21 protein-coding genes are annotated in these 23,307 nt (G+C 65.8%); 13 read left to right on the top strand and 8 right to left on the bottom strand.

Annotation, left to right across the window (positions count from 1 at the left end; all coding sequences use genetic code 11):
- Positions 1-66: 66 nt before the first annotated feature.
- Positions 67-525, top strand: coding sequence for a CopD family protein (locus E1956_RS13845; protein WP_134749695.1), 459 nt, complete (start codon positions 67-69; stop codon positions 523-525).
- 40 nt (positions 526-565) lie between these two features.
- On the opposite strand, the gene E1956_RS13840 is transcribed toward E1956_RS13845, so the two are convergent.
- On the bottom strand, positions 566-1,516 hold the full coding sequence (locus E1956_RS13840) for a LysR family transcriptional regulator (protein ID WP_134749693.1): 951 nt from the start codon (positions 1,514-1,516) through the stop codon (positions 566-568).
- Positions 1,517-1,670: 154 nt separating this feature from the next.
- Here E1956_RS13840 and E1956_RS13835 point away from each other — a divergent pair, with 154 nt between their 5' ends.
- The 3 genes from E1956_RS13835 to E1956_RS13825 all read left to right on the top strand — a co-directional run bounded on the left by E1956_RS13835 (position 1,671) and on the right by E1956_RS13825 (position 5,495).
- Entirely contained in the window at positions 1,671-2,999 is a 1,329-nt protein-coding gene (locus E1956_RS13835) for an MFS transporter (protein WP_134749691.1), read from the top strand.
- Between the two features lie 82 nt (positions 3,000-3,081).
- Positions 3,082-4,347, top strand: coding sequence for a Zn-dependent hydrolase (locus tag E1956_RS13830; protein ID WP_134749690.1), 1,266 nt, complete (start codon positions 3,082-3,084; stop codon positions 4,345-4,347).
- A gap of 119 nt (positions 4,348-4,466) precedes the next feature.
- Complete coding sequence (locus E1956_RS13825; RefSeq protein ID WP_134749688.1) at positions 4,467-5,495, top strand: histone deacetylase family protein; 1,029 nt, start codon at positions 4,467-4,469, stop codon at positions 5,493-5,495.
- Between the two features lie 42 nt (positions 5,496-5,537).
- Here the strand turns inward: E1956_RS13825 and E1956_RS13820 are convergent, their stop codons facing one another.
- From E1956_RS13820 to E1956_RS13800, 5 genes are all read right to left on the bottom strand, one after another.
- Positions 5,538-7,898 (bottom strand): bifunctional diguanylate cyclase/phosphodiesterase, encoded by a 2,361-nt coding sequence (locus E1956_RS13820; RefSeq protein WP_134749686.1) that lies wholly within the window; start codon positions 7,896-7,898, stop codon positions 5,538-5,540.
- Between the two features lie 336 nt (positions 7,899-8,234).
- Positions 8,235-9,137, bottom strand: a complete 903-nt coding sequence (locus E1956_RS13815; RefSeq protein ID WP_134749684.1) for a PhzF family phenazine biosynthesis protein — start codon at positions 9,135-9,137, stop codon at positions 8,235-8,237.
- 218 nt (positions 9,138-9,355) lie between these two features.
- Positions 9,356-9,820 carry a RidA family protein gene (locus E1956_RS13810; RefSeq protein WP_028219359.1) on the bottom strand — a complete coding sequence of 155 codons (465 nt, stop codon included), beginning with the start codon at positions 9,818-9,820 and terminating at the stop codon, positions 9,356-9,358.
- Positions 9,821-9,869: 49 nt separating this feature from the next.
- Positions 9,870-11,069, bottom strand: coding sequence for an aminotransferase-like domain-containing protein (locus E1956_RS13805; RefSeq protein ID WP_134749682.1), 1,200 nt, complete (start codon positions 11,067-11,069; stop codon positions 9,870-9,872).
- A 188-nt stretch (positions 11,070-11,257) separates the two neighbouring features.
- Positions 11,258-11,947, bottom strand: a complete 690-nt coding sequence (locus E1956_RS13800; protein WP_134749680.1) for a VOC family protein — start codon at positions 11,945-11,947, stop codon at positions 11,258-11,260.
- A 223-nt stretch (positions 11,948-12,170) separates the two neighbouring features.
- Between E1956_RS13800 and E1956_RS13795 the strand changes: the two genes are divergently transcribed.
- The 6 genes from E1956_RS13795 to E1956_RS13770 all read left to right on the top strand — a co-directional run bounded on the left by E1956_RS13795 (position 12,171) and on the right by E1956_RS13770 (position 18,779).
- Positions 12,171-13,643, top strand: a complete 1,473-nt coding sequence (locus tag E1956_RS13795) for an aminotransferase-like domain-containing protein (protein ID WP_134749677.1) — start codon at positions 12,171-12,173, stop codon at positions 13,641-13,643.
- Positions 13,644-13,739: 96 nt separating this feature from the next.
- Positions 13,740-15,653: a molecular chaperone HtpG gene (htpG, locus tag E1956_RS13790; RefSeq protein WP_134749675.1), complete on the top strand. Its 1,914-nt coding sequence runs from the start codon at positions 13,740-13,742 to the stop codon at positions 15,651-15,653.
- A 133-nt stretch (positions 15,654-15,786) separates the two neighbouring features.
- Positions 15,787-16,554 (top strand): hypothetical protein, encoded by a 768-nt coding sequence (locus E1956_RS13785; protein WP_134749674.1) that lies wholly within the window; start codon positions 15,787-15,789, stop codon positions 16,552-16,554.
- Entirely contained in the window at positions 16,555-17,460 is a 906-nt protein-coding gene (locus E1956_RS13780; RefSeq protein WP_134749672.1) for a hypothetical protein, read from the top strand.
- Between the two features lie 129 nt (positions 17,461-17,589).
- On the top strand, positions 17,590-18,246 hold the full coding sequence (locus E1956_RS13775) for a chorismate--pyruvate lyase family protein (protein WP_134749670.1): 657 nt from the start codon (positions 17,590-17,592) through the stop codon (positions 18,244-18,246).
- 32 nt (positions 18,247-18,278) lie between these two features.
- Positions 18,279-18,779: a DNA-deoxyinosine glycosylase gene (locus E1956_RS13770; RefSeq protein ID WP_134749668.1), complete on the top strand. Its 501-nt coding sequence runs from the start codon at positions 18,279-18,281 to the stop codon at positions 18,777-18,779.
- A gap of 52 nt (positions 18,780-18,831) precedes the next feature.
- Here E1956_RS13770 and E1956_RS13765 read toward each other — a convergent pair whose 3' ends face one another.
- Complete coding sequence (locus tag E1956_RS13765; protein WP_232071155.1) at positions 18,832-19,266, bottom strand: hypothetical protein; 435 nt, start codon at positions 19,264-19,266, stop codon at positions 18,832-18,834.
- Positions 19,244-19,837 (bottom strand): nucleotidyltransferase domain-containing protein, encoded by a 594-nt coding sequence (locus E1956_RS13760; RefSeq protein ID WP_134749666.1) that lies wholly within the window; start codon positions 19,835-19,837, stop codon positions 19,244-19,246. Before E1956_RS13760 ends, E1956_RS13765 begins: the two co-directional genes overlap by 23 nt.
- 368 nt (positions 19,838-20,205) lie before the next feature.
- Between E1956_RS13760 and E1956_RS13755 the strand changes: the two genes are divergently transcribed.
- The 3 genes from E1956_RS13755 to mctP all read left to right on the top strand — a co-directional run bounded on the left by E1956_RS13755 (position 20,206) and on the right by mctP (position 23,266).
- On the top strand, positions 20,206-21,132 hold the full coding sequence (locus E1956_RS13755; RefSeq protein WP_134749665.1) for a class I SAM-dependent methyltransferase: 927 nt from the start codon (positions 20,206-20,208) through the stop codon (positions 21,130-21,132).
- Positions 21,133-21,476: 344 nt separating this feature from the next.
- The gene (locus tag E1956_RS13750; RefSeq protein WP_134749663.1) at positions 21,477-21,719 is read left to right on the top strand and encodes a DUF3311 domain-containing protein; all 243 of its coding nucleotides are present in this window, start codon (positions 21,477-21,479) and stop codon (positions 21,717-21,719) included.
- Positions 21,716-23,266 carry a monocarboxylate uptake permease MctP gene (mctP, locus tag E1956_RS13745; RefSeq protein WP_134749661.1) on the top strand — a complete coding sequence of 517 codons (1,551 nt, stop codon included), beginning with the start codon at positions 21,716-21,718 and terminating at the stop codon, positions 23,264-23,266. The genes E1956_RS13750 and mctP overlap by 4 nt, the downstream gene beginning before the upstream one ends.
- Positions 23,267-23,307: the final 41 nt, after the last annotated feature.

Here is a 23,307-nt window from a genome sequence, read left to right as displayed (position 1 = left end):
AGCAGGCGCTAAAGCGCCCACTCCGGCCGACAGCCGGATACTTTTCACGTACAGGAAATTTCAAGCATGGGTCACGCGATCGAAATCGCGCTCTTTTTGCATCTGCTGAGCGTTGCAGTCTGGGTGGGCGGCATGGTGTTCGCGCACTTCTGCCTGCGTCCGGCGCTCGAAGACCTCTCGCCGCAACTGCGGCTGCCGCTCATCGAATCGGTGTTCGGCCGCTTCTTCAACTGGGTCGGCATTGCCGTGATCGTGATCCTGCTGACCGGCGGTTTTCTGCTGATGCAGTTCGGCGGCGGCCACGCCACCTGGCAGTTGCACGCGATGGCGGGCCTCGGCGTGATCATGATGCTGATCTTCGGCCATATCCGCTTCGCCGTATTTCCGCGCATCCGCCGCGCGGTGCAGGCGCAGAAGTGGCCCGACGGCGCGCGCGCCGTGGGCACCGTGCGCCGGCTCGTCGTCGTCAATCTGGTGCTGGGCGTCGTGACGATCGGCGTCGCGGTCATGTCGCGCGGCTTCTGATCGCTTGCTGATCGTTTCTGTCCAGCGCTCGCGGCGCGCGCTATAGCCGGTCCGCGAGCGCATGGCGCTGCATGCAGCGCTCCATCGCGTCGAAGAACGCTTCTTCGGCCGCATTCCGCTTGCGCTCGCGATGCCACAGCAGGTGGATGTCGACATCCACGAGTCCGTCCTCCGGCGGCAGGCGCCACAGGCGCTGCCGCGCCAGATCGTCCTTCACCATGTGCTCGGGCAGGCAGCCAATGCCGTAGCCCGCGAAGATGAGCCGCCGCACCTCGTCGAGGCTCGGCGAGGACGCCACGATTCTCCCCGTAAAACCGCGCTGGTCGCGAAACACCGTGAGCGGTGACAGGCTGTCGCCAATCTGGTCGCTCGTGAACGACACGAAATTTTCCGCGAGCAGGTCTTCCATCGTCAGTTGCGAGAGACCGAATAGCCGGTGGTGCCGGCCGCAGAACATCGCGTAGCGCTGGCGCAGGAAGCAGCGCATCTCGAGCTTCTCGACCGGCGTGCGGCACAGGCTCAGGCCCGCGGTCGCGGTCTTCTGCAATAGCGACGAAATGATGTCCGATGAGCGCATGACTTCGATCTGCAGGTCGATGCGCGGATACGCCGAATGGAATTCGGCGAGGAACTCGTCGTACACGCGCGATTCGATCCGGCTCACCGTGAGCAGCCGGATCGAGCCGGTGATGTCGGTGGTGCGCTCGTCGAGCCCGGTTTCGAGCTGCGAAATGGTGCCGTAGATGTCGCTCGCGATCCGATAGACCTCTTCGCCGGCCTGGGTCGGCACGAAATGCGTGCCGCGCCGCTCGATGAGCTTGCGCCCGAGCGCGTCTTCGAGCCGCTTGAGCGCCTGGCTCACGGCGGGCTGGGTCACGTAGAGGCGCGCGGCGGCCCGGCTCAGACTGCGCTCCTGCATGATCGCGAGATAGGTGCGCAGCAGGTTCCAGTCGAGCCGGTCGTTGAGAAAGCGGGTGATGTCGGCGCGCATGGGGCGTTTCCTCGCCGGTTTGGGGCTCTGGTATTAGTCAAATTTATGCGCTGAATAATAACTCGAAATTTGACTAATGTTTTCTGGGAGGCGATAAAGCTTTCATGTGCGTTGCATCGAACGCACGACGAAAGTGCAGTAAGGAGACACTTCCATGACCACCCCGCAAACCTCCGCCCCTGCCACACGACAGCCGGTGCGTGCCGCTGCCGCGGCATTCATCGGCACCATGATCGAGTGGTACGACTTCTACATCTACGCCACGGCCGCCGCGCTGGTGTTCGGCGAGCTCTATTTCCCGTCCGAAGACCGCTTCGTCAGCACGATGGCTTCGTTCGCCACGTTCGCCGTCGGCTTCTTCGCGCGGCCGCTCGGCGGCCTGATCTTCGGCCATCTCGGCGACCGCATCGGCCGCAAGAAGGCGCTCATGACCACGCTCATGATGATGGGCGTCGCCACCGTCTGCGTGGGCCTCCTGCCGTCGTACTCGAAGGTCGGCATGCTCGCGCCGGTGCTGCTCGTGCTGCTGCGCATCGTGCAGGGCGTGGCCGTGGGCGGCGAGTGGGGCGGCGCGGTGCTGATGGCGGCCGAGCATGCGCCTGCCGGCCGCCGCACCTTCTTCGCCTCGTTCGCGCAGCTCGGCTCGCCGGCGGGCCTGATCCTCTCGCTGCTGGCGTTCCGCTCGGTCACCTCGCTCGAAAAGGCCGACTTCCTCTCGTGGGGCTGGCGCCTGCCGTTCCTCGTTTCGGCGCTGCTGCTCGTGGTGGGCATCATGATCCGTCTCGGCGTGAACGAGTCGCCCGAGTTCGAGAAGCTCAAGGACCAGCGCAGCACCGTGAAGCTGCCGGTCGCGGAGGTGTTCCGCTCGGCATGGGGGCTCGTGCTGCTGTGCATCGGCGCGAACACCATCGGCATTGCGGGCGTGTACTTCACCAACACCTTCATGATCGCGTACACGACGCAGTACGTCGGCATCACGCGCTCGCTCATCCTCGACTGCCTGTTCGCGGTCGCGATCATCCAGTTCCTTTCGCAGCCCATCGCCGCGTGGCTCGCCGAGCGCATGGGCGGCGCGCGCTTCCTGAAGTGCGCGGCCCTCGCCGCGATGCTCTCGCCGTATCCGATGTTCGTGCTCGTGCAGAGCGGCAAGGTCGTGCCGATGGTGATCGGCATCGCCATTGCCGTGGTCTGCATGGCGAGCTTCTATTCCGTGATCGCGGGCTTCGTCTCGGGGGTGTTCCCCACGCGCGTGCGCTACTCGGCCATCTCGCTGTCCTATCAGGTCTGCGGCGCGGTGGCGGGCGGCCTCACGCCGCTCGTCGGCACCTGGCTCGCGCATCGCTATGCGGGCCAATGGTGGCCGCTCGCGGTGTTCTATACCTGCCTCGCCGGCGTGTCGCTGGTGTGCATCGTCGCGCTCGACGCGCGCCGCGCGGCGCATGCGCACGACGAGGCGGCCGCCGAGGCGCTCAGTTCGCATTGAATTCACATTGAGTTCGCACTGATTTCGCAGTGATGCATCAGTCCAGGTGTCAACAAAAATTCGACCGGAGATGGGTTTAACCATGAAAGACCTCTTGCATATCGATGGCCCGCGTCTGTGGGCGAGCCTCACTGAAATGGCACGCATCGGCGCGACAGCGGGCGGCGGCGTGCGGCGCCTCGCGCTCACCGAAGAAGACCGGCGCGGCCGCGAGCTGTTCGCGCGCTGGTGCCGCGAGGCGGGCATGACGGTGTGGACCGACCAGGTGGGCAACCTGTTCGCGCGGCGCGAAGGCGCCGATCCGCAGGCCGCGCCCGTGCTGATGGGCAGCCATCTCGACACGCAGCCCGAGGGCGGGCGCTTCGACGGCGTCTACGGCGTGCTGGCCGGGCTCGAAGTGGTGCGCGCGCTCAACGATGCGGGCGCCGTGACCGACAAGCCCATCGAGATCTGCTCGTGGACCAATGAGGAAGGCGCGCGCTTCACGCCGGCGATGCTCGGTTCGGCCGTGTTCCAGGGCGCGATGACGCTCGAAGACGCGCTCGCGCGCCGCGACGCCGATGGCGTGACGCTCGGCGAGGCGCTCGACGCGTGCGGCGCGCGCGGCACGCGGCCCGTGCAGGGCGTGGCCGTCGATGCGTACTTCGAGGCGCATATCGAGCAGGGGCCGATCCTGGAGGCGAACGGCACGACCATCGGCGTGGTGACGGGCGGCCAGGCGATCCGCTGGTTCGATGTGACGGTGTCGGGCGTGGCCGCGCACGCGGGCACGACGCCGATGCGCTACCGCAAGGACGCCTGGTTCGGCGCGGCGCACATGGCGATGGAAATCGAGCGGGTGATGGCGCGCCATGCGCCGCTCGGTCTCGTGACGATCGGACAGGTGCAGATTGCGAACTCGTCGCGCAACACGATCGCGGCCAACGTGACGTTCACGGTCGATCTGCGCCATCACGACGATGCCCAGATCGACGCGATGGAGCAGGACCTGCGTGCGGTCTGCGCGGCAGTGGGCGGCACGCGCGGGCTCGGCGTGGAGATCGCGCATTGCTGGACTTCGCCCGCCACGCCGTTCGACCCGGCTTGCGTCGCGCTCGTGGCCGAGGCGGTCGAGCGCCTCGGCTATTCGAACGAGCGTATCGTGAGCGGCGCGGGTCACGACGCGATCCACCTCGCGCGCTATTGCCCGACGGCGATGGTCTTCATCCCGTGCGTGGACGGCCTCTCGCACAACGAGGCCGAAGACGCGCTGCCCGAGGACGTCACGGCGGGCACGAACGTGCTGCTCAACGCGGTCGCCGCGCGCGCCGGTGTGCGCGTGCATGCGGCGCAAGCCGTGTCTGCATGAAACTGCATGAGCCGTGCTGTGCCGGAGCGCGAGTTATCGAGTGCATCCAGCGAATGTATCCGGCGAACGCGCTCGGCGGCATGAGCTACGCATGAGCCAAACCTGAAGGAACCCTGAGCATGAAGACCTGGTTTCATCCCGAACAGCTGCTGCATCATCCCCGCAGCTATCTCTCGCGCGGCCAGATGCGCGAGCCGCAGGAAGTGCCGGAGCGCGCCGCGCGTCTCGTCGCCGCCGCGCGCTCGCTCGGCTTCGAGGTGAGCGAGCCCGCCGACTTCGGCACCGCGCCGATCGCCGCCGTGCACGACATGAACTATCTGCGCTTCCTGGAAGAAGCGCATGCCGAGTGGAAGCGCATGCCCGAAGACTGGGGCGACGAAGTCATGTCGAACATCTACGTGCGCGATCCGAATCCGCTGCGCGGCGTGCTCGCGCAGGCGGCCCGCTATCTCGCCGATGGCAGCTGCCCGGTGGGCGCGAACACCTGGCGCGCGGCTTATTGGTCGGCGCAAAGCGCGCTGGCGGCGGCCGCGTGCGTCAACGAGGGCGCGCGCGCGAGCTACGCGCTGAGCCGTCCGCCTGGCCACCATGCGCGCGCGGACGCGGCGGGCGGCTTCTGCTACCTGAACAACGCGGCCATCGCGGCGCAGTCGCTCAGGAGTCGCTACAAGTGCGTGGCGATCCTCGACACCGACATGCACCACGGCCAGGGCGTGCAGGAGATTTTCTACGGCCGCGACGACGTGCTCTACATTTCGATCCACGGCGACCCGACCAACTTCTATCCGGTGGTCGCGGGCTACGAGGACGAGCGCGGCGCGGGCGCGGGCGTGGGCTTCAACGTCAACCTGCCGATGCCGCACGGCGCCTCGGAAGACGCGTTCTTCGAGCGCGTGGACGCGGCGCTGCGCGTGCTCAGGCGCTTCCAGCCCGACGCGCTCGTGCTGGCGCTCGGCTTCGACATCTACAAGGACGATCCGCAGTCGAAGGTGGCCGTGAGCACCGAGGGCTTCGGCCGGCTCGGCCAGGCGATCGGCGCACTGGACTTGCCATCGGTGATCGTGCAGGAAGGCGGCTACCACCTCGAAAGCCTCGAGGCCAACGCACGGGCGTTCTTTGGCGGTTTCACGGGAGCACGCGCACGCTAGCGCAGTGCAGGCAGAGCGGCGCCGGAAGGGGAGGGCGCCGCTTTAGCGCGGCTGCGACGCGTCGCTCACGCGCTCGTTGCGCGCATCGTGCGCGCCCGCCTGCGTTGCGCCGCACACCCCGAAACGCTCGATGAGCGCCGGCACGCCTTCCACCGGCACGGGGCGTGAGAACAGGAAACCCTGCGCCTCGATCGGGCCGAGCGCCGAGAGCCATGCGATCTGCTCCTCGGTCTCGGTGCCTTCCACGACCACGGTGAGGCCGAGCGAGCGCGCGAGATTGACGATGGCCGAGACCATCACGCAGACGCTGCGGTCGGCCGGGATCGCCTGCACGAACGAGCGGTCCACCTTGAGCGTGTCGACCGCGAAGCGGTTCAGGTAGGACAGCGACGAATAGCCGGTGCCGAAGTCGTCGAGCGCGACGCGCACGCCAAGGCGCTTCAACGCGAAGATCTTTTCGGAGACGAGCTCGGGGTACTCCATCATCGCCGTCTCGGTGATTTCGAGCTCGAGCTTGTGCGCGGCGATGCCGGTCTCCTCGATCGCGTGCGCAACCGTCTCGTAGAGGTCGCCGCGCCAGAACTGCACCGCCGAGATATTGATGGCGAGCGAAAGCGTTTCGTAGCCCTGCTGCTGCCATTGCGCGAGCTGCGCGCAGGCGGTGCGGATCACGAAGTCGCCCACCGGCACGATGAGGCCCGTCGATTCGGCCACCGGAATGAACTCGCTGGCGGGGATGAGCCCGTACTGCGGGTGGTTCCAGCGCACCAGCGCCTCGAAGCCGGTGATGCAGCGCCGGCGCAGATCGATCTTCGGCTGATAGGCGAGGAACAGCTGCCCTTCGCCGAGCGCGATGCGCAACTGCTGCTCCCACTTCATCAGGTGGTCGGCGCGGTGCGCGAGCTGCGGCGAGTAGAAGCGGAAGCAGTTGCGGCCGGCTTCCTTGGCCGCGTACATCGCGAGGTCGGCCTTCTTGAGCAGGTCGATCTCGCTCTCGTGCGCCACGGCGAAGAGCGCGATGCCCGTGCTCGCATGCAGCACGAAGGCGCTGCCGCGCACGTCGAACGGATGCGTGAACGCGGCGTTGGTCACTTCGGCCAGCGCGCTCGCGCGTTTCTCGATCTCGTCGCCCTTGACGATTACCACGAACTCGTCGCCGCCGATGCGCGCGAGCGTGCCGGCGCCGCCCACGGCGTCGGCGAGGCGCGCGGCGCTCATCTGCAGCACGATGTCGCCGGCGTTGTGGCCGAGCGTGTCGTTGACCGTCTTGAAGTTGTCGAGGTCGATGAACAGAATCGCGAGGCGCCCGAGATTGCCCGGCTGTGTGACTTCGTGGCGCAGCCGCTGCAGCGTGGCGTAGCGGTTCGGCAGGCCCGTGAGCAGGTCGTACTGCACGAGTTGCGACATCTCGCGCTCGCGCCCGAGCAGCTTGCCGATCAACCCCGTAGCCACGGCGAAGAACGACAGCATGGCGAGCGAGATGAAGGTCGCCATCATCAGGTAGACGTTGCGCGTGTGGTTGTAGTCCGCAAACTGCTCGGCTTGCGAGAGGCCAACCAGCACCGCGAGCGGATAGCCGTCGATATGGCGGTACGAGACGATGCGCATGACGTGGTCGATCGGATCGACGTAGGTGCCGGAGACGTGCTCGGACATCGGGTAGACGCCGCTCGCCGAGAACGCGCCGCTCGCGCGCTCCGCGTTGCCGGTGCGGCGCGCGAGCACGGCGCCGGTGTCCGAGATCACGGCGATCACGCCGTCACGGCCGATGGCGGCGTTGTTGTAGAAGTCGCTCGTGAAGTAGCTCGGGTCTTCGGAGACCACTACGACGCCCGCGAACGAGCCGTCCGCGTGATTGAGGCGGCGCGTCATCTGCAAGGTCCAGTGGCCCGAGATGCGGCCGAGCACCGGCTTGCTGATGAAGAGCTGGTCGTCGTTCTCGTGCTCGTGCACCTTGAAGTGCTCGCGGTCCGAGAGGTCGATCGGCTTCGGATGGGGATCGGCGGTGTTGGCGACGAGCTTGCCGTGCTCGTCGATGATCGACACCTGCACGAGCGAGTCGCTCTGCACGACGCCTTTCTCGACCGTGCTGATGAGATTGAAGTGGTCGGGCGATTTTTCGAACTCGTACTTCACGAAGCGCGTGATCTGGTCGACCTGGTGGATCGCCTTCACCGTGTGCTGCTCGAGCGCCGCCGAGAGGATGGCCGCGGAGGCCGTGGCCTCGCGCTGGGTGGCCTCCTTTTCGACCGCGAGGCGCGTGAAGATCACGGCCCACAGCAAGATCAGCACCAGCACGCCGAGCAGCGGAATGGCGAGCAGCGTGCGCGGGCGCGTGTAGGCCGGGCCGGGCGCGCCGCGCAGGCCGGCGTCGCGCGAGAAGGGGCGCCAGTTCTCGTTCATCTCATCCGCCGCACGCGCGCACCGTCGCGCCGCAGATGCGGCGGCCGGGACGACGACAAAGCGCTCGGTTGGATCGGCGGCATCGAATGCGGAATGGCTGAGGAAGTAGCGCGAAGTGCGCGAACAGGGGCCATCGGACGCTTCCTTGCGTCCGATGTTTGGATCTTAATGGTTGGGCAATGAATAAGGAAGCCATCGGTCCCCGGGTATACGCCAGTCGTGGGTAAACGGGGACGCCCGTGCGATCTGCCACGCATAGACACGAGGCCGCGCATAGCGCGCCAGCGCTCGATGCAGGCCGGACCTACGCAGAATGCATGCCTGCAAATGAACCGCTCATTCGAGCCCGATCGTGCCGTCCACGACCGTGAGCGAGGTGCCGCCGATCCAGATCTTGCCCGCTGCGTCGTCGTAGTCGACGAAGACACGGCCGTCACGCCCCACCGCGGTGCCCTGGCGCACCGTATAGTGGCTGCCGGGGCGGCGATTTTGCTGCGCGAGCAACATGGCGATGGCGGCATTGGCGCTGCCGGTCACCGGATCTTCGCCCTTGCCGAGACCCGTCATGAGGCAGCGCACCTCGAACGTGGCCGGGCCGTTGGCGTCATGCGCGCCGTAGGCCGCGAGACCTTGCGCGCCCACACTCGCGGCGATGGTTGCGAGTGCGTCGTAGTCGATGTCGAGCGCGAGCACCGCCTGCGCGGACGACAGGCGCACCACGAGCCAAGGCGCGCCGTTGTCGATGCCGCACGGCGCTGCACCGAAATCGATCGCGTCCGAGCGCAGGGCGGCGCGCAACGCGTCGTATTGCGACTCGGGTAGCGGCGTCATCTTCGCGGGCGGCGCGGCGAACGCCCAGGTGTCCATGGCGTCACTGGCGGTCCCGGCATAGGGCCGCTGGGCCAGCTCGACCAGACCCGCGCCGCATTCCTGCACGAGGTGGCCCGGTGTCTTCGGCTGGCGTCCGCTGTCGAGGAACGCATGCGCCGTGCCAAGCGTCGGGTGGCCCGCGAACGGCAATTCGCCCTGCGTCGTGAAGATGCGCACGCGATAGTCGGCGCGCGCGTCGGTGGGGGCGAGCAGGAAGGCGGTTTCGGAAAGATTGGTCCAGCGCGCGACGGCTTGCATCTGTGCCGTATCGAGCCCGTCGGCGTCGAATATGACGGCGAGCGGATTGCCTTTGAAGGGACGCGACGTGAACACGTCGACCTGTTTGAAGCGGACGCTGCGTAGGGTCATGGCGCGAGTAAGAGGCGAGAGACGGGGAGAAGCGGCTCGCGCGCCGTGCTGCATCGCGCGCTCGCCGCGATGGTGGCGCACACACCGGGCGGCGTGTGCGCTGGAGGGGACTGTGCAGGAGCGGACTGACCTGGCCGGACCAGGCTGGCCGCACCAACCCGGCCGGACCAAGCTGGCCGCACCAGCCTGGCCGGCCCGCTCCGCTTTGGAGCGAGCGCTTACTCGACTTCGGCGATCAGCTCGATCTCGACGCACGCGCCGAGCGGAATCTGCGCGACGCCGAACGCCGAACGCGCGTGCTTGCCTTTCTCGCCGAACACGTCGGCGATCAGCTCGGAGGCGCCGTTCGTGACGATGTGCTGCTCGGTGAAGGTGAGCGTCGAGTTCACGAGGCTCATCAGCTTGACGATGCGCTTGACCTTGTTGAGGTCGCCCGTGTGGGCGTGCAGCGTCGCGATGAGGTCGATCGCGATCGAGTGCGCCGCGGCCTTGCCTTCCTCGGTCGTGAGCGACTCGCCCAGCTTGCCGGCCCACACCTTGCCGTCCTTCTTCGCAATGTGGCCCGAGAGGTACACGGTGTTGCCGCTCTGCGCGCTCATCACGTAGGCGGCCGCGGGTGCGCCCGCCTGGGGCAGTTCGATGCCGAGCTGTTCGAGACGGTCGTAGACGTTGATATCAGCCATGATCAGGAGTCCTTGTACGGTTAGGGTGATCGGTTCACGGGTGCGCGCATCAGCTGCGCGCACGGATGAGTTTCGCGAGCGTCGCCACGCCTTCTTCGATTTTCGCGGGCGGCACCGTCACGAACGACAGGCGCAGCTTGTTGTGCTGCGGCTCGCTCGCGAAGAACGGCGCGCCCGGCACGAAGGCCACATTCTGCGCGACGGCTTCCTCGAGCAGCTTCATGGTGTCGATGCCCTCGGGCAGCGTGACCCACACGAACATGCCGCCTTCCGGACGGTTCCAGCTCACGCCTTCGGGCATGTTGCGCGCGAGCGCGTCGAGCATCGCGGCGCACTGGTCGCGGTAGAGCGCGCGCACCTTCGGGATGTGCGTGTCGAGGAAGCCGTCCTTCACGACTTCGTGGACGATGCGCTGCGTGAAGCTCGGCGTGTGCAGGTCGGTGGCTTGCTTGGCCTGCACCAGTTTGAAGTGCAGCTCCTCGGGCGCGATGATGTAGCCCACGCGCAGGCCCGGCGCCAGCACCTTCGAGAACGAGCCCAGATGCACGACGTGCTCGGGCGCCATCGAGAGCAGCGTGGGCAACGGCTTGCCCGCGTAGTCGAGCGCGCCATAGGGATCGTCTTCGATCACCGGGAAGCTCGCGCGCTGCGCGAACTGCGCGAGCGCCTCGCGGCGTTCGAGCGGCAGGCGGCGGCCCGTCGGGTTCTGGAAGTTCGGGATGGCGTAGAGCAGGCGCGCGCCGGCGGTCAGCTCGGGCGTGAGGCCTTCGGGCACGAGGCCGTTGTCGTCGGTGGGCAGCTGCACGTAGCGCGGCTCATAGAGCGAGAACGACTGCAGCGCGCCGAGATAGGTGGGCGTTTCGACCAGCACCGGGCTGCCCGGCGAGACCAGCACCTTGCCGAGCAGGTCGAGCGCCTGCTGCGAGCCCGTGGTGATGAGCACCTGCGACGGCCGGATCTTCGTGCCGCCCACTGAATAGCGGTCGGCGACCCATTCGCGCAGCGGCAGATAGCCTTCCGTCGCGCTGTACTGGAGCGCGCCTGTCGGGTTATCGCGCAGGATGCGGTCGGAAGCCGCGCGCATTTCCTCGGCAGGGAACGAGGCCGGCGCGGGCAGGCCGCCGGCGAATGAAATGACCTCGGGCCGCTCGGTGACCTTCAGGATTTCGCGAATCGCCGAGCTGGTCAGCTTGATCGCACGCTCGGACAGTTGCCACGCGGGGGCAGCCTTGAGATCGCTCTGGTCCATGGGGTCTCCTTGTTGAGGTCGGGCACGAGGGCCTGGGGGCCTTGATGGCCCGGATTGAGGCGGCGCGGGTGCGATGGGAGTCGAGCGCCCGGGCCGCCGAAAGCTTTTGATTATGACGCGAATCCCGCTCTGGCGGCACGCGCTTGCCGTGCCAATCGGGTTCTTCGTCCGCGATGCGGCTTGTTCGTTCAGCGCAGGGGGGCGCCAAGCGTGCGCAGCCCCGACGGCGTTTCGAATTGCGCGACGAGCGCGGGCGTATCGGCTTGTTCAACCGCGATCAGGGACGCCGCGCCGAGCCAGCTCAGCTGCTCGCGCACAGTTTCTGTCTGCGGATGGAAGCCCGTGAGCGACTTGAGCACGATGCCGTTGTCGCCGAGCGTCTGCGACGGATGGCGCGACGTATCCCACTGGATCAGCGAGGGCAGGATGCCGTCGCCCGCGCCCTGCCAGGACGGGAACGCGCCGTCGAGCGGCACCGTGAGCTGCCAGCTCAGATCGCCACGTGTCATCGGCACGAGATCGGGGATGCGCTGCGGGTACTGGCCGCGCCAGCGTTCGAGATTCTTGGGCGGCGCGACGCGCGCGACCCAGTGCGAGAGGTACGGCCCCGATTCGAGGCGCGCCTGCACGGCGGGATCGTCGAGCGCGAACAGGCGCGAGCGGCCGGCCGCGTGCGGGCTCGCGCCGGGATCGACCGCGATCACCTCAAGGTAGACACCGCCCCACAATCCCAGCAGGCGGTTGTGGGTGCGCATGAGCGGATGCGCGCCGCCGCCCGCGGGCGCCACGCCCAGCGTATCGGCGACGTACTGCACGCCTTCGTCCAGCGTGCGGGCGGAAACGACGAGATGATCGAGACTGAGCGGCGTGGCGGTCATGAGAGAATCGTCTGGAAAACGAGCCGAACCGGAGCACGTGGGCCATGCGGAACATTTCGAGCGCAATCGGCCGCGAGATCCGGGAAGGACCGCAAGCCTGGCGCACGCGCGTCGGCGGGATTGCCGGCACCTTACCGGCCTATACGCAAAGAAATGTACCGGTATGGTGGCAGACAGTAACGGTACAATCGCTCCGATAGTGTTCGGTACAGTTGGAGCCGCCATGTCGTCCGTCCCCCTTGACCAGATTCCGGCGCCGCACGACGCGGCCACGACCACACTCGTCGACCAGTTGGTCCAGTGGGGCCGCCGCCGCATCGAAGAGCGTGTGTTCCGCCCCGGCATGCGCATGCCGTCCATCCGCAAGCTCGCGCTCGACAAGGGCGTCTCGCGCTTCACAGTGGTGGAGGCCTACGAGCGCCTCGTCGCGCAGGGCTACCTCGATTCGCGGCGCGGCTCGGGCTTCTACGTGCGCGAGCGGCTCGCGGTCGTGGCGCCGCACGAGCGCCGTCCCGCCGCGCCCGACGCCAGCGGGGCGGCCGAGCCCGCGCCGCCGCCCACCCTCGACGTGGTCTGGCTGCTGCGCAACATGCTCCATTCGTCGACGCATCCGGAAAAGGGGCCGGGGCTCGGTTACCTGCCGGCGCGCTGGCTCGACGGCGAGCTGCTGGCGGGCGCGATGCGATCGCTGGGCCGACAGAGCGGCGCGCAGCTGCTCGGCTTTGGCTCGCCGCAGGGCTTTCTGCCGCTGCGCCAGCAGTTGCAGACGCGCCTCGCGGAGATCGAAATCGGCGCGACGCCCGACCAGATCGTGCTCGTTTCGGGCGTCACCCAGGCCATCGACCTGCTTGCGCGCCTGTACGTGCAGCCCGGCGATACGGTCGTGGTGGGCGACCCCGCGTGGTTCCAGATGTTCGGCCGGTTTGCCTCGCAGGGCGCGCGCCTCGTGGGTATGCCGTACACGCCCGAAGGGCCGGACCTCGACGCGCTCGAGGCGCTAGTCGCGACCTGGCGGCCGAAGCTGCTCGTCATCAATTCGGTGCTGCAGAACCCCACCGGCACCTCGCTGACGGCCGCGCAGGCCTTTCGCATCCTGCGCCTCGCGGAGCAATACGACTTTCTCGTGGTCGAGGACGATATCTACGGCGACCTGTGCCCCGCGGGCTATCCGGCCACGCGCCTCGCGAGCCTCGACCAGTTGCGCCGTGTGATCTATCTCGGCAGCTTTTCGAAGACGCTCGCGCCCAATCTGCGCGTGGGCTTCATCGCGAGTGCGCTCGACGTGGCGCAGGCCGTCGCGGACCAGAAAATGCTGGTCGGCATGACGAGCCCCGAGCTCAACGAGCGGGTGCTCTTTCGCGTGCTCACCGAAGGCCACTACCGGCGCCACGTGGAGCGCCTGCGCGCGCGGCTGGACGCCGTGCGCGACAAGGCCGCGCGCATGCTGGAGCGCGCGGGCTGCAAGCTCTTCATCGCGCCGGGCGCGGGCATGTTCCTGTGGGCCGACACCGGCGTGGACGCCGACGCGCTCACGGCCGCCGGCCACGAGGCCGGCTTCCTGCTCACGCCGGGAAGCCTGTTCTCGCCGCACCAGTCGCCCACCACGTGGATGCGCTTTAACATCGCGAACTGCGGCGACCCGGCGCTGCCGGCCTTCCTCACCGGGTATCTGGACGGCGTGGCGCGGCGCTCTTGAAACTTGCGCGGCGCGTCCCCATATGCGCGCTCAACGCGCCGCGGCAATGCGCACGCGGCCAAGCCTACTGACTGCAACGAACGAGGACCCCCGACCATGGCACAAGAAACCATGAGCTTCCAGGCGGAAGTGAAACAGCTTCTGCACCTGATGATCCATTCGCTGTATAGCAACAAGGAAATCTTCCTGCGCGAGCTGGTCTCGAACGCGTCGGACGCCGCCGACAAGTTGCGCTTCGAGGCGCTCGCGAACGGCGCGCTCTACGAAAACGATCCGAACCTGCGCATCCGCGTGGGCTTCGACAAGGCCGCGCGCACCGTCACCATCGATGACAACGGCATCGGCATGAGCCACGACGAAGCCGTGGCCAACCTCGGCACGATCGCGCGCTCGGGCACCAAGGAATTCTTCGGCAAGCTCTCGGGCGACCAGCAAAAGGATGCGGCGCTCATCGGCCAGTTCGGCGTGGGCTTCTACTCGGGCTTCATCGTCGCGGACAAGATCGCCGTTGAGACCCGCCGCGCGGGGCTGCCCGCCGCCGAAGGCGTGCGCTGGACGAGCGCAGGCGAGGGCGAATTCTCGGTCGAGGCGATCGAGCGCCCGCAGCGAGGCACGACCATCACGCTACACCTGCGCGAAGGCGAAGACGAATTGCTCTCCGCGTGGAAGCTCAAATCGATCATCCAGAAGTACTCGGATCACGTCGGCCTGCCCATCGAGATGAAGCAGGAAGAATGGGACGCCGAAAAGAGCGAGATGGTCACGAAAGACGAATACGAGACCATCAACCAGGCGAGCGCCCTGTGGACGCGCGCGAAGAACGACATCAGCGACGAGCAGTACCAGCAGTTCTATCAGCACCTCGCGCACGATCACCAGAATCCGCTCGCGTGGACGCATAACCGCGTCGAAGGCCGCAGCGAATACACGCAACTGCTCTACGTGCCGGCGCATGCGCCGTTCGACATGTGGAACCGCGACCACAAGAGCGGCCTGAAGCTCTATGTGAAGCGCGTCTTCATCATGGACGACGCCGAGCAACTGCTGCCCAACTACCTGCGCTTCGTGAAGGGCGTGGTCGATTCGGCGGATCTGCCGCTGAACGTCTCGCGCGAAATCCTGCAGGAAAGCCGCGACGTGAAGGCGATTCGCGACGGCGTGACCAAGCGCGTGCTGTCGATGCTCGAAGAGATGGCCGCGGCGCAGACCGACGCTGAAGCGAAGGACGAAGACAAGGCGAAGTTCGCGGCCTTCTGGACCGAGTTCGGCCAGGTGCTCAAGGAAGGCGTGGGCGAAGACCACGCGAACAAGGATCGCATCGCGAAGCTGCTGCGTTTTGCGTCGACGCACAACGACACGGCCGAGCAGACTGTCTCGCTCGCCGACTACGTCGCGCGCATGAAGCCGGAGCAGTCGAAGATCTACTACGTGACCGCCGATACCTGGCAGGCCGCGAAGAACAGTCCGCACCTCGAAGTGTTCCGCAAGAAGGGCGTGGAAGTGCTGCTGCTCACGGATCGCGTGGACGAGTGGATGCTCTCGTTCCTCAATGAATTCGACGGCAAGCCGCTCGCGAGCGTGGCGCGCGGCGACCTCGATCTCGGCGCGCTCAACGACGAGGAAAAGCAACAGCAGGAGAAGGTGAGTGAAGATCTCAAGCCGCTCGTGGAGCAGATGAAGGACGCGCTCAAGGACAAGGCCAAGGACGTGCGTCTGACGTTCCGCCTGACCGATTCCCCGAGCTGCCTCGTGGCCGACGAAGGCGACATGAGCGGCTACCTGCAGCGCATGCTCAAGGCCGCGGGCCAGCAGGCGCCGCAGATGCAGCCGATCCTCGAAGTCAATCCCGAGCACCCGCTCGTGAAGGCGCTGCGCACGGATAGCGCGGATTTCGGCGACTGGTGCCATCTGCTGTTCGATCAGGCGCTGCTCGCCGAGGGCGGCGCGCTGGAGGATCCGGCGAGCTTCGTGAAGCGGACCAACGCGCTGTTGCTTGCACGCGCGGGTTGATGTTCGTACTTGAATGCCGCGCGCGTGGCTTACGCGCGCGGCATTTTTCGGAATTTTCTGGTTTTGTGCAGGGGTTCTGAGCGTTGAGGATGGATGCACCCGCGTACCGCGTGATGCATCCATGGACTGCGCAATGGCCCTGAACACACTCAAACGTCCTTTGAAAAGCCTGCCGACCTTCGGCAGCCAGGACAGCCGCACGGGCTCCTGCCTCATTAATATCCGGCAAATGGCTTCGGCCGATGTCAGGTACTGGAATCGCCATGTTCAGCCCTTGATCAAGGCGCTGTACGACGAGTGGCCGGCATCCGTTCCCGTCGATTGGCTTCACCCCGCCGGAATTGATCTAGGCGCCATTCGGGCCGACGTTGGCTGGGATTGGGAGCGAATCTTCCTGCTGGCCAAGTGTCACAACTATCTACGGCCGCTTTCAAGTGCGCGCGAGCAGGCTCACGCGTGGTGCCTGGAATTGTCCGATACCAATGGCGGAATTCCGATTGGCCTTCTGACAGCCGTGCCTGCCTATGGCTCGCCCGTGCAGGGAGATCGGTCGAAAATGGGGTTTGTCTGGTATCTCGCGGACGCGCCGGCGGAATTCTATGTCACCATGCGTTTAGACCCGGTCGCGGGCGTCGCCAGGGCGCTTGTCGACACCGCCATTCAGATGCGCCTCGATCTCGACGACGACGCTGCAGTTTTTCTGCATGCGGATCCTAAAGGCGGACGCAAGCTGATCGAATTCTACGGCGAGCGCTGCGGCATGACGCGTATCCGCAATCCGAAACGGTACATATCGCCTTGCAGGCGCCCCATGCCTGGCGAGTACTTTTATATGGACGACCAGGCGGGTAGACGGTTCTGCGCCACCCATGATGATCGGCGCCTGGTTTTGGAGAGTTGAATGACTGGCAACGAGCGCGATCGAGGAGTCGAGCGACACGATTTCGCAGCACCGCAGTTTTCCGTCGAGGAAATGCGAGCGTTGTTCGCATTTCTCGGCGTCGACGGCGACTTGTGCGATGAAACCAGCCGCACGCTCGCCATGGAGCGTCTTGCCGCATTGCTGGAAGACGCAACGCAGACCGGGCGTCTTGTTTGCGCGCTGAGATCAGCGGCGCCGTCACTCGACGAAGGCGACGCGCGTAACGACAACTTCAAGCCGCTGCAATGGTTTCACGCGTATCGCGCCTCTGATCGCGAACTGCTCGATAACCCGCCCACAGTAGGGAGGGCGATGGGTGCACAGGATACGCAATCGCGTCTCAAGGGCATGCTCGAAGGTTCTGGCGGCGCGTATCTGGAAAGGCGGCTCCAGCCGACGAGTGGCGGCATGGTGCAAGCGCACGCGCCCCGCGCGCTCATTGAGGAAGGCGACGTTCTCTCGTGCTCAGACGACGCACGCGAAGCGCGCATTCCGGATGTCCTGCTCCGCTGGCAAAAATTCGCGCTTGAGGTCGATCACGTCCTGAGGGCGCATCAAGGTCTCTGGGGGCGTCTTTCAGCATTCTTTCATCGTTCGAATTTGACCAGCCGATGGGAGCAGACCGAACCCAACTGGCTTGATCTCTATTTGCAGGAGGGGCGGCGGCGCTGGCTTCTGCAGATTCATTTCGGCGACGACAGTCACGTGGTGGTGGTGATCGCCTCCGGGAAGCCAGGCAAGCCGCTGCAGGTTCCGGCCAACGATCCTCGCGAATTTTCGATGCGCTTGATCGATGCGTTCGATGGCGACGTCAACCCGGCGCGCTTTGCGCTCACGTCCGTCGAGCAAGCCATTGAAGCGACGACCCGAGTCTCGCTCCATTAGCGTGTTGCTGGAAGACACCGGCGGGGCCCGCGCCATGGACCTGCGCTGAGTTCGCCCACTGAGCGTACCCGGAACGCGAGCGGCGAGTCTCCCGGCACGCCACCCCAGGCGCGGCCTATAATGCGCGCCATGCCCATCCGATTCGATGCCGCCGACGCGCACTGGCGCGCCGCGCCCCTCGCGGCCTTCAGCGCCGATCAGAAAGACTGGCTCACCCGCGGCGGTTCGCTTACCGCGCATCTGCGCACGCTCGGCCATGTCGTGGTGCGCGTGACGCGCGAAGCCGTCGACATGCCCTGGCCCGACGAATGTGCCGCGCTTGGTCTCACGCCGCGCGAACGGGCGTGGGTGCGCGAGATCGTGCTCGAAGTCGACGGCGTGCCATTCGTGGCCGCGCACAGCGTGACGCCGCTTGTGGCGAGCCACGGTATCTGGCAGGCCATGCGCCGCCTGCGTACGCGTCCGCTTGCGGAGTTGCTCTACACCGATAGCGGCGTCGCGCGCTCGGCCCTCGTGAGCCGGCGCGTGAGCGCGCGGCATCCGCTGCATGCGCTCGCCGCGCGCGAAACGCACGGGCACGTGCCGCATGGGTTCGTCGCGCGACGTTCCGTGTTCGAGCGCCACGGCGCGCCGCTCCTCGTGACCGAGTGCATGCTGCCCGCATTGTGGGCGCGCCTCGCGCGCGATGCGCAGCCGGCGTTGCCCGCGCATTCGGCGCGCGAGCGCGGGCCGCTCGGCCATACCGCCTCGCGGGCCTCGCATTCGTCACATCAGGCGGTGCGTTGAGCATCGTCGTCCCAGCCAGTGAGCCTTCGCCGATGAGTCTCAAGCGTTGCTTCGCACCCGTCGTCGATGCGCATACGCGCGTGCTGATTCTCGGCAGCTTGCCGGGCGAGGCGTCGCTCGCGCATCAGCAGTACTACGCGCATAAGCAGAACCGCTTCTGGCATCTGGTGGGCGAGGTGATCGGCGAGGATCTTCCCGCGATGGGGTACGACACGCGGCTACAAACGCTGCTCGAGCATCGCATCGGGTTGTGGGACGTCGTGGCGGAGGCCCAACGGATCGGCAGCCTGGACAGCCGCATTCGCAACCACGCGAGTAACGACCTGGTTGCGCTTGTCGAAACGTTGCCGAAGCTGGTTGCTATCGCGTTCAATGGTGGAACGGCGGAAAAGATTGGGGTGCGCGCGCTGGGGGAGAAGGGCGATCGCTATCGGCTCATCCGATTGCCGTCGAGCAGTCCCGCATACGCGGCGGTCTCATATCAGGAGAAGTCAGTCGACTGGCATCGACTGCGGGAGTATTTGGCGGGGTGACTCGGCGCACTGTCCTTCGCTTCGTTGCGCGAGTACGCACCGCGAAGCAGTATCAGGACGACGGCAGCAGGTGTTCGAGCTGAGATACGGTACCAATGAGTTCAGCGGTGAGCCGAACGAGCTCGGCGGTCAGACTCGCTGGCAGATCTATGTTGCCCTCGTATTCGGCCGCATTGCGCCTTCGATGACAGGTATCCAGTACGCGCCATTTCCCGGTTGGCCAACCGATCGTGTGCTCGAGGCATTGAAAGACCAGGTACCTGTCGTCGCTCCGGTATCCGTGAGCCCGTAATGCGGCGCGTGATGCGGCGTGAGCCGCATCGTAGGCGAGAATGAACTGGCTCTCGGTTGCCATCCCGCTACTGCTTGCGACGGTGTCGAGCAAGGTTCGAGCGAGGCCAAGCAGCTGTTCGAATTCGCCTCGGTTCGGCGGGAAAGGTTTTAGTTTTCCGATGCGTACGAGGTTATCCAATGTGGTCAACGTCATCCTCGGTTCCTATTACCATCAGCTTCGCCTGGCGCAGCACTTCCGTGAGGAACGGATGGCCCTTGCGCTTGCGTTCGAGAAACTCTTCGGGAGTGTACTGGGTAATCTGGACTGTGCGGCCTAGCTGTCTTTCGGCTGACTCGAGCGCAGCCATGATCTGTCCATAGGCGAGAGTTTCGCTGACCAACAGCACGTCGACGTCGCTGTCGGAGTGGTCACTGCCTTGGGCGACTGAGCCGTACACAAAGGCGAATTTTATTTCTGAAGCAAGCGGGGACAGCGCTTCGCGGAGTACCTCCACGATCCCAAACGTCTTGAGGACGATGAGACGCAACTCGCTGAAGATGGGGCTGCCCGAGAAGGCACGAACCTGCTTGAGGTTGGCGATGCGTCGTGTTTCGATGAGCCCACCTCTTTCGAGGCGACTCAGTTCGCGTTGGACGCTGGCACTGCCCAGACTCGTCAGCCGGATCAATTCCTTGACGTGAAACCACTGCTCAGGCCGTCCAAACAGGCAAGCCAGAATGGGTTGCTGCGCATTGGAGAAAAGAGCATCGCCGAGTTTTGTCATGAAATGGATACTAGCACAATCGAGCTAATTTCTAGCACGATTGTGCCAGATTTTAGCTCGTTGATGAGCCACGCCGCAGATGTAGTCCGCAGCGATATCCCCGGGCAATGCGCGCAGGCGCAGCGCTGACGCATTCTCAGGTCCACGCGCGGCGCTTTCTCATCCTGCGGACGCCCTCCAGTAGTCCTGCCTATGCACCAACGGCCTTCCCCCCCGCGCATTGCCGCCCAAATCCAGCCCGACGCGCCGCGAATGCTATGCTCTCGGTCGCCCGCGCAGTTGCGTCTGAATTCGCAAGCGATTTTGCACCGCGAAAACGCAGCGGATTGCGCATCTGCATCTGCTCCTGACAAGCAAGACATCTTTACATGACGAATCTCATCAAGCGCGCTTCGGCCGAAGCGCGTGCATTCAGCAAGACCCGCAGCAAGACCGCCAACGCAGCGAAGACCCGCAAGGCCGCCTCGGAGCAGGCCGACGCCGGGCTCGACAACGCCCCGGTCATCGAAGCGCCGCGCAAGCCGCGCTTTGCACCGGTGACGTTCTCGGAAGAGGGCAGCGTGCGCTATCTGCACTTCGGCACCGAGTGGGTCCAGGGCGCGATGCGTCTCTCGAAGCCGCAGCACATCGAGCTCGAATACGCCCAGCAGATGATGGCCTGGCTGCTGTTCCTCGCCACGCCCGCACGCATCGTGCAGCTGGGTCTGGGCGCCGCTTCGCTGACCAAGTTCGCGCATCGCTATCTGCGTCCCGCGAAGGTCGAGGCGATCGAGCTGAACCCGGCCGTCGTGGTGGCCGCGCGCACGATGTTCGAGATGCCGCAAGACGACGCGCGTCTCGCCGTGCGCGAGCTCGACGCGTGGGACTTCGTGCACGACCGCGCGAACCACGGCACGATCGGCGCGCTGCAGATCGATATCTACGACGCGACCGCGCGCGGTCCGGTGCTCGACAGCGTGGCGTTCTATCGCGCGGCGCGCGCCTGCCTCGCCGATGCGGGCGTCGCCACCATCAACCTGTTCGGCGACCACCCGAGCTACGTGCGCAACATGAAGCGCCTGAAGGAAGCGTTCGACGGCCGCGTGATCGCGCTGCCCGAAGTGCACGATGGCAACCGCATCGCGCTGGCGTTCTCGGGCCCGGCGCTCGAGGTGAGCTGGGCGGCGCTCGAGAAGCGCGCGCGCCTGCTGGAAAGCAAGCTTGGCTTGCCGGCGCACCAATGGGTGAAGTCGCTGCGCGAGTCCGACGCCGAACACAGCAAGAGCGGCAAGAACGGCGAAACGTTCGCGATCTGACGCCAGCGCCGCAAGGCGCTGCATCGATCGGCGCGCCGGCGGATGCCGGGTGCGCAAGGAAAGCAAAGACCGGCCCCATGTCCGATGGCGCCGGTCTTTTTTCGTCTTGCATAACAAGCTTTCTAATGGCTGACAATTTCAAATCAAACGCCGTGTCAGTTGTACCTTGACAACGTGGTCTAAATTGGGGTCCGCCCTTCTTGACCCGCCGCCGCGGCCTCGCTACTCTTTTCTGCGCTTTCGGGGACCTTGCGAGTCACGATCTCGCGGGCCAAGAACCGCCTCATATCGGGCGGTGGACCGCACCAAAACCCCCATAACTACATAAGTAACGAGGAGACGTCATGGCTCACGACGCCGACGCCGGGAAAGCCAGAAAGCACTGGCTTTGGTTGTTGCTCTTGCCCTGGATCGCCATGATCTGGGTGCCGTCGTACAACAAGGTCGAGCCCACGCTGTGGGACTTCCCCTATTTCTACTGGTATCAGTTGCTCTGGGTGCTGATCAGCGCCGTCATCACCGCGCTCGTCTACTTCAAGACCAAGGACGGTTCGAAGGGCGCCGGCAAGGCAGGGGGCGCGCAATGAACGTCATCGCAACCTTCGTCTTCGTCCTGTTGTTCATCGGTGTCACGATCGTCGGCTTCCTCGCGGCGCACTGGCGCAAGGGCGACCTCGCCCATCTCGACGAGTGGGGTCTCGGCGGCCGGCGCTTCGGCACCATCGTCACGTGGTTCCTGCTCGGCGGCGACCTCTATACGGCCTACACCTTCGTGGCGGTGCCGGCACTCGTGTTCGGTGCGGGCGCAACGGGCTTCTTCGCGCTGCCCTATACGATCCTGATCTATCCGTTCGCGTTCGTGGTGTTCCCGAAGCTTTGGGCCATCGCCAAGCGTCACAGCTACGTCACCTCGGCCGACTTCGTGAGCGCGCGCTACGGCAGCCGTATGCTCGCGCTCGCCATCGCGCTCACCGGCATCGTCGCGACCATGCCGTATATCGCGCTGCAACTGGTGGGTATCGAAGTGGTGATCGGCGCGCTCGGCTTCGACACCACGGGCTTCGTCGGCGACCTGCCGCTCATCATCGCGTTCGCGATTCTCGCGGCCTACACCTACACCTCGGGCCTGCGCGCGCCGGCCATGATCGCCGTGGTGAAGGACGTGCTCATCTACATCACGATCATCGTGGCCATTATCGTGATTCCCGCGCAGATGGGCGGCTTCGGCCACATCTTCGGCGCGGTGCCGCCGGCCAAGCTGCTGCTCAAGGCCCCCGATGCGTCGAGCCTGAACGGCTATAGCGCCTATGCGACCCTCGCGGTGGGCTCGGCGCTCGCTCTGTTCCTGTATCCGCACTCGGTCACGGCGATTCTCTCGTCCTCGTCGGGCAACGCCATCCGCCGCAACATGGCCATGCTGCCCGCATACTCGCTCGTGCTCGGCCTGCTCGCGCTGCTCGGCTATATGGCGCTCGCCTCGGGTGTGAAGGACATGCCGCAGTACGCGCCGTACTTCAAGGCCTTCGGCCCGAACTTCGCCGTGCCGGCGCTGTTCCTGCAGTACTTCCCGTCGTGGTTCGTGGGCGTGGCGTTCGCGGCCATCGGCATCGGCGCGCTGGTGCCGGCGGCGATCATGTCGATCGCGGCCGCCAACCTCTACACGCGCAACATCCACAAGGAGTTCATCAACCGCAACATGAATCACGAGCAGGAGACCAATGTCGCCAAGCTGGTCTCGCTGATCGTGAAGGTAGGCGCGGTGGCGTTCATCCTGGGCCTGCCGCTCACGTACGCGATTCAGCTGCAACTGCTCGGCGGCATCTGGATCATCCAGACGCTGCCCGCCATCGTGCTCGGCCTCTACACGCGCATGCTCGACTGGCGCGGTCTGCTGCTCGGCTGGGCGGCGGGCATCGCCACCGGCACGTGGATGGCCGTCTCGCTGCACCTCAAGGGCTCGATCTTCGTCGTGCATCTGTTCGGCATGGACGTGCCGGGCTACGCCGCGGTGTGGTCGCTGGTCGTGAACCTCGTGGTCTCGGTGGTGGTCTCGGTGCTCGTGCATCTGGTCGGCATGCAAAAGGGCGAGGACCGCACGCGCCCCGAGGACTATCTCGACCCGATCGAAAGCTGATCCGGCGCGCGCCAGGGCCTGGGCCTTGCGCGCGCAGCCCG

This window comes from Paraburkholderia pallida (assembly GCF_004524855.1).
Taxonomy (GTDB): domain Bacteria; phylum Pseudomonadota; class Gammaproteobacteria; order Burkholderiales; family Burkholderiaceae; genus Paraburkholderia; species Paraburkholderia oxyphila.
This window is presented reverse-complemented; position numbering and strand designations above follow the sequence as displayed.

Excerpts from the sequence above, each read along its gene's own strand:
- E1956_RS13785 (WP_134749674.1), top strand. The coding sequence starts at position 15,787 with ATGGCCCTGAACACACTCAAACGTCCTTTGAAAAGCCTGCCGACCTTC.
- E1956_RS13810 (WP_028219359.1), bottom strand. The coding sequence starts at position 9,820 with ATGGCTGATATCAACGTCTACGACCGTCTCGAACAGCTCGGCATCGAA.
- E1956_RS13755 (WP_134749665.1), top strand. The coding sequence starts at position 20,206 with ATGACGAATCTCATCAAGCGCGCTTCGGCCGAAGCGCGTGCATTCAGC.
- E1956_RS13815 (WP_134749684.1), bottom strand. The coding sequence starts at position 9,137 with ATGACCCTACGCAGCGTCCGCTTCAAACAGGTCGACGTGTTCACGTCG.
- E1956_RS13825 (WP_134749688.1), top strand. The coding sequence starts at position 4,467 with ATGAAGACCTGGTTTCATCCCGAACAGCTGCTGCATCATCCCCGCAGC.
- E1956_RS13800 (WP_134749680.1), bottom strand. The coding sequence starts at position 11,947 with ATGACCGCCACGCCGCTCAGTCTCGATCATCTCGTCGTTTCCGCCCGC.
- E1956_RS13795 (WP_134749677.1), top strand. The coding sequence starts at position 12,171 with ATGTCGTCCGTCCCCCTTGACCAGATTCCGGCGCCGCACGACGCGGCC.
- E1956_RS13760 (WP_134749666.1), bottom strand. The coding sequence starts at position 19,837 with ATGACAAAACTCGGCGATGCTCTTTTCTCCAATGCGCAGCAACCCATT.
- E1956_RS13835 (WP_134749691.1), top strand. The coding sequence starts at position 1,671 with ATGACCACCCCGCAAACCTCCGCCCCTGCCACACGACAGCCGGTGCGT.
- E1956_RS13765 (WP_232071155.1), bottom strand. The coding sequence starts at position 19,266 with ATGACGTTGACCACATTGGATAACCTCGTACGCATCGGAAAACTAAAA.
- E1956_RS13840 (WP_134749693.1), bottom strand. The coding sequence starts at position 1,516 with ATGCGCGCCGACATCACCCGCTTTCTCAACGACCGGCTCGACTGGAAC.
- E1956_RS13780 (WP_134749672.1), top strand. The coding sequence starts at position 16,555 with ATGACTGGCAACGAGCGCGATCGAGGAGTCGAGCGACACGATTTCGCA.
- E1956_RS13830 (WP_134749690.1), top strand. The coding sequence starts at position 3,082 with ATGAAAGACCTCTTGCATATCGATGGCCCGCGTCTGTGGGCGAGCCTC.
- E1956_RS13775 (WP_134749670.1), top strand. The coding sequence starts at position 17,590 with ATGCCCATCCGATTCGATGCCGCCGACGCGCACTGGCGCGCCGCGCCC.
- E1956_RS13770 (WP_134749668.1), top strand. The coding sequence starts at position 18,279 with ATGAGTCTCAAGCGTTGCTTCGCACCCGTCGTCGATGCGCATACGCGC.
- htpG (WP_134749675.1), top strand. The coding sequence starts at position 13,740 with ATGGCACAAGAAACCATGAGCTTCCAGGCGGAAGTGAAACAGCTTCTG.
- E1956_RS13820 (WP_134749686.1), bottom strand. The coding sequence starts at position 7,898 with ATGAACGAGAACTGGCGCCCCTTCTCGCGCGACGCCGGCCTGCGCGGC.
- mctP (WP_134749661.1), top strand. The coding sequence starts at position 21,716 with ATGAACGTCATCGCAACCTTCGTCTTCGTCCTGTTGTTCATCGGTGTC.
- E1956_RS13805 (WP_134749682.1), bottom strand. The coding sequence starts at position 11,069 with ATGGACCAGAGCGATCTCAAGGCTGCCCCCGCGTGGCAACTGTCCGAG.
- E1956_RS13750 (WP_134749663.1), top strand. The coding sequence starts at position 21,477 with ATGGCTCACGACGCCGACGCCGGGAAAGCCAGAAAGCACTGGCTTTGG.
- E1956_RS13845 (WP_134749695.1), top strand. The coding sequence starts at position 67 with ATGGGTCACGCGATCGAAATCGCGCTCTTTTTGCATCTGCTGAGCGTT.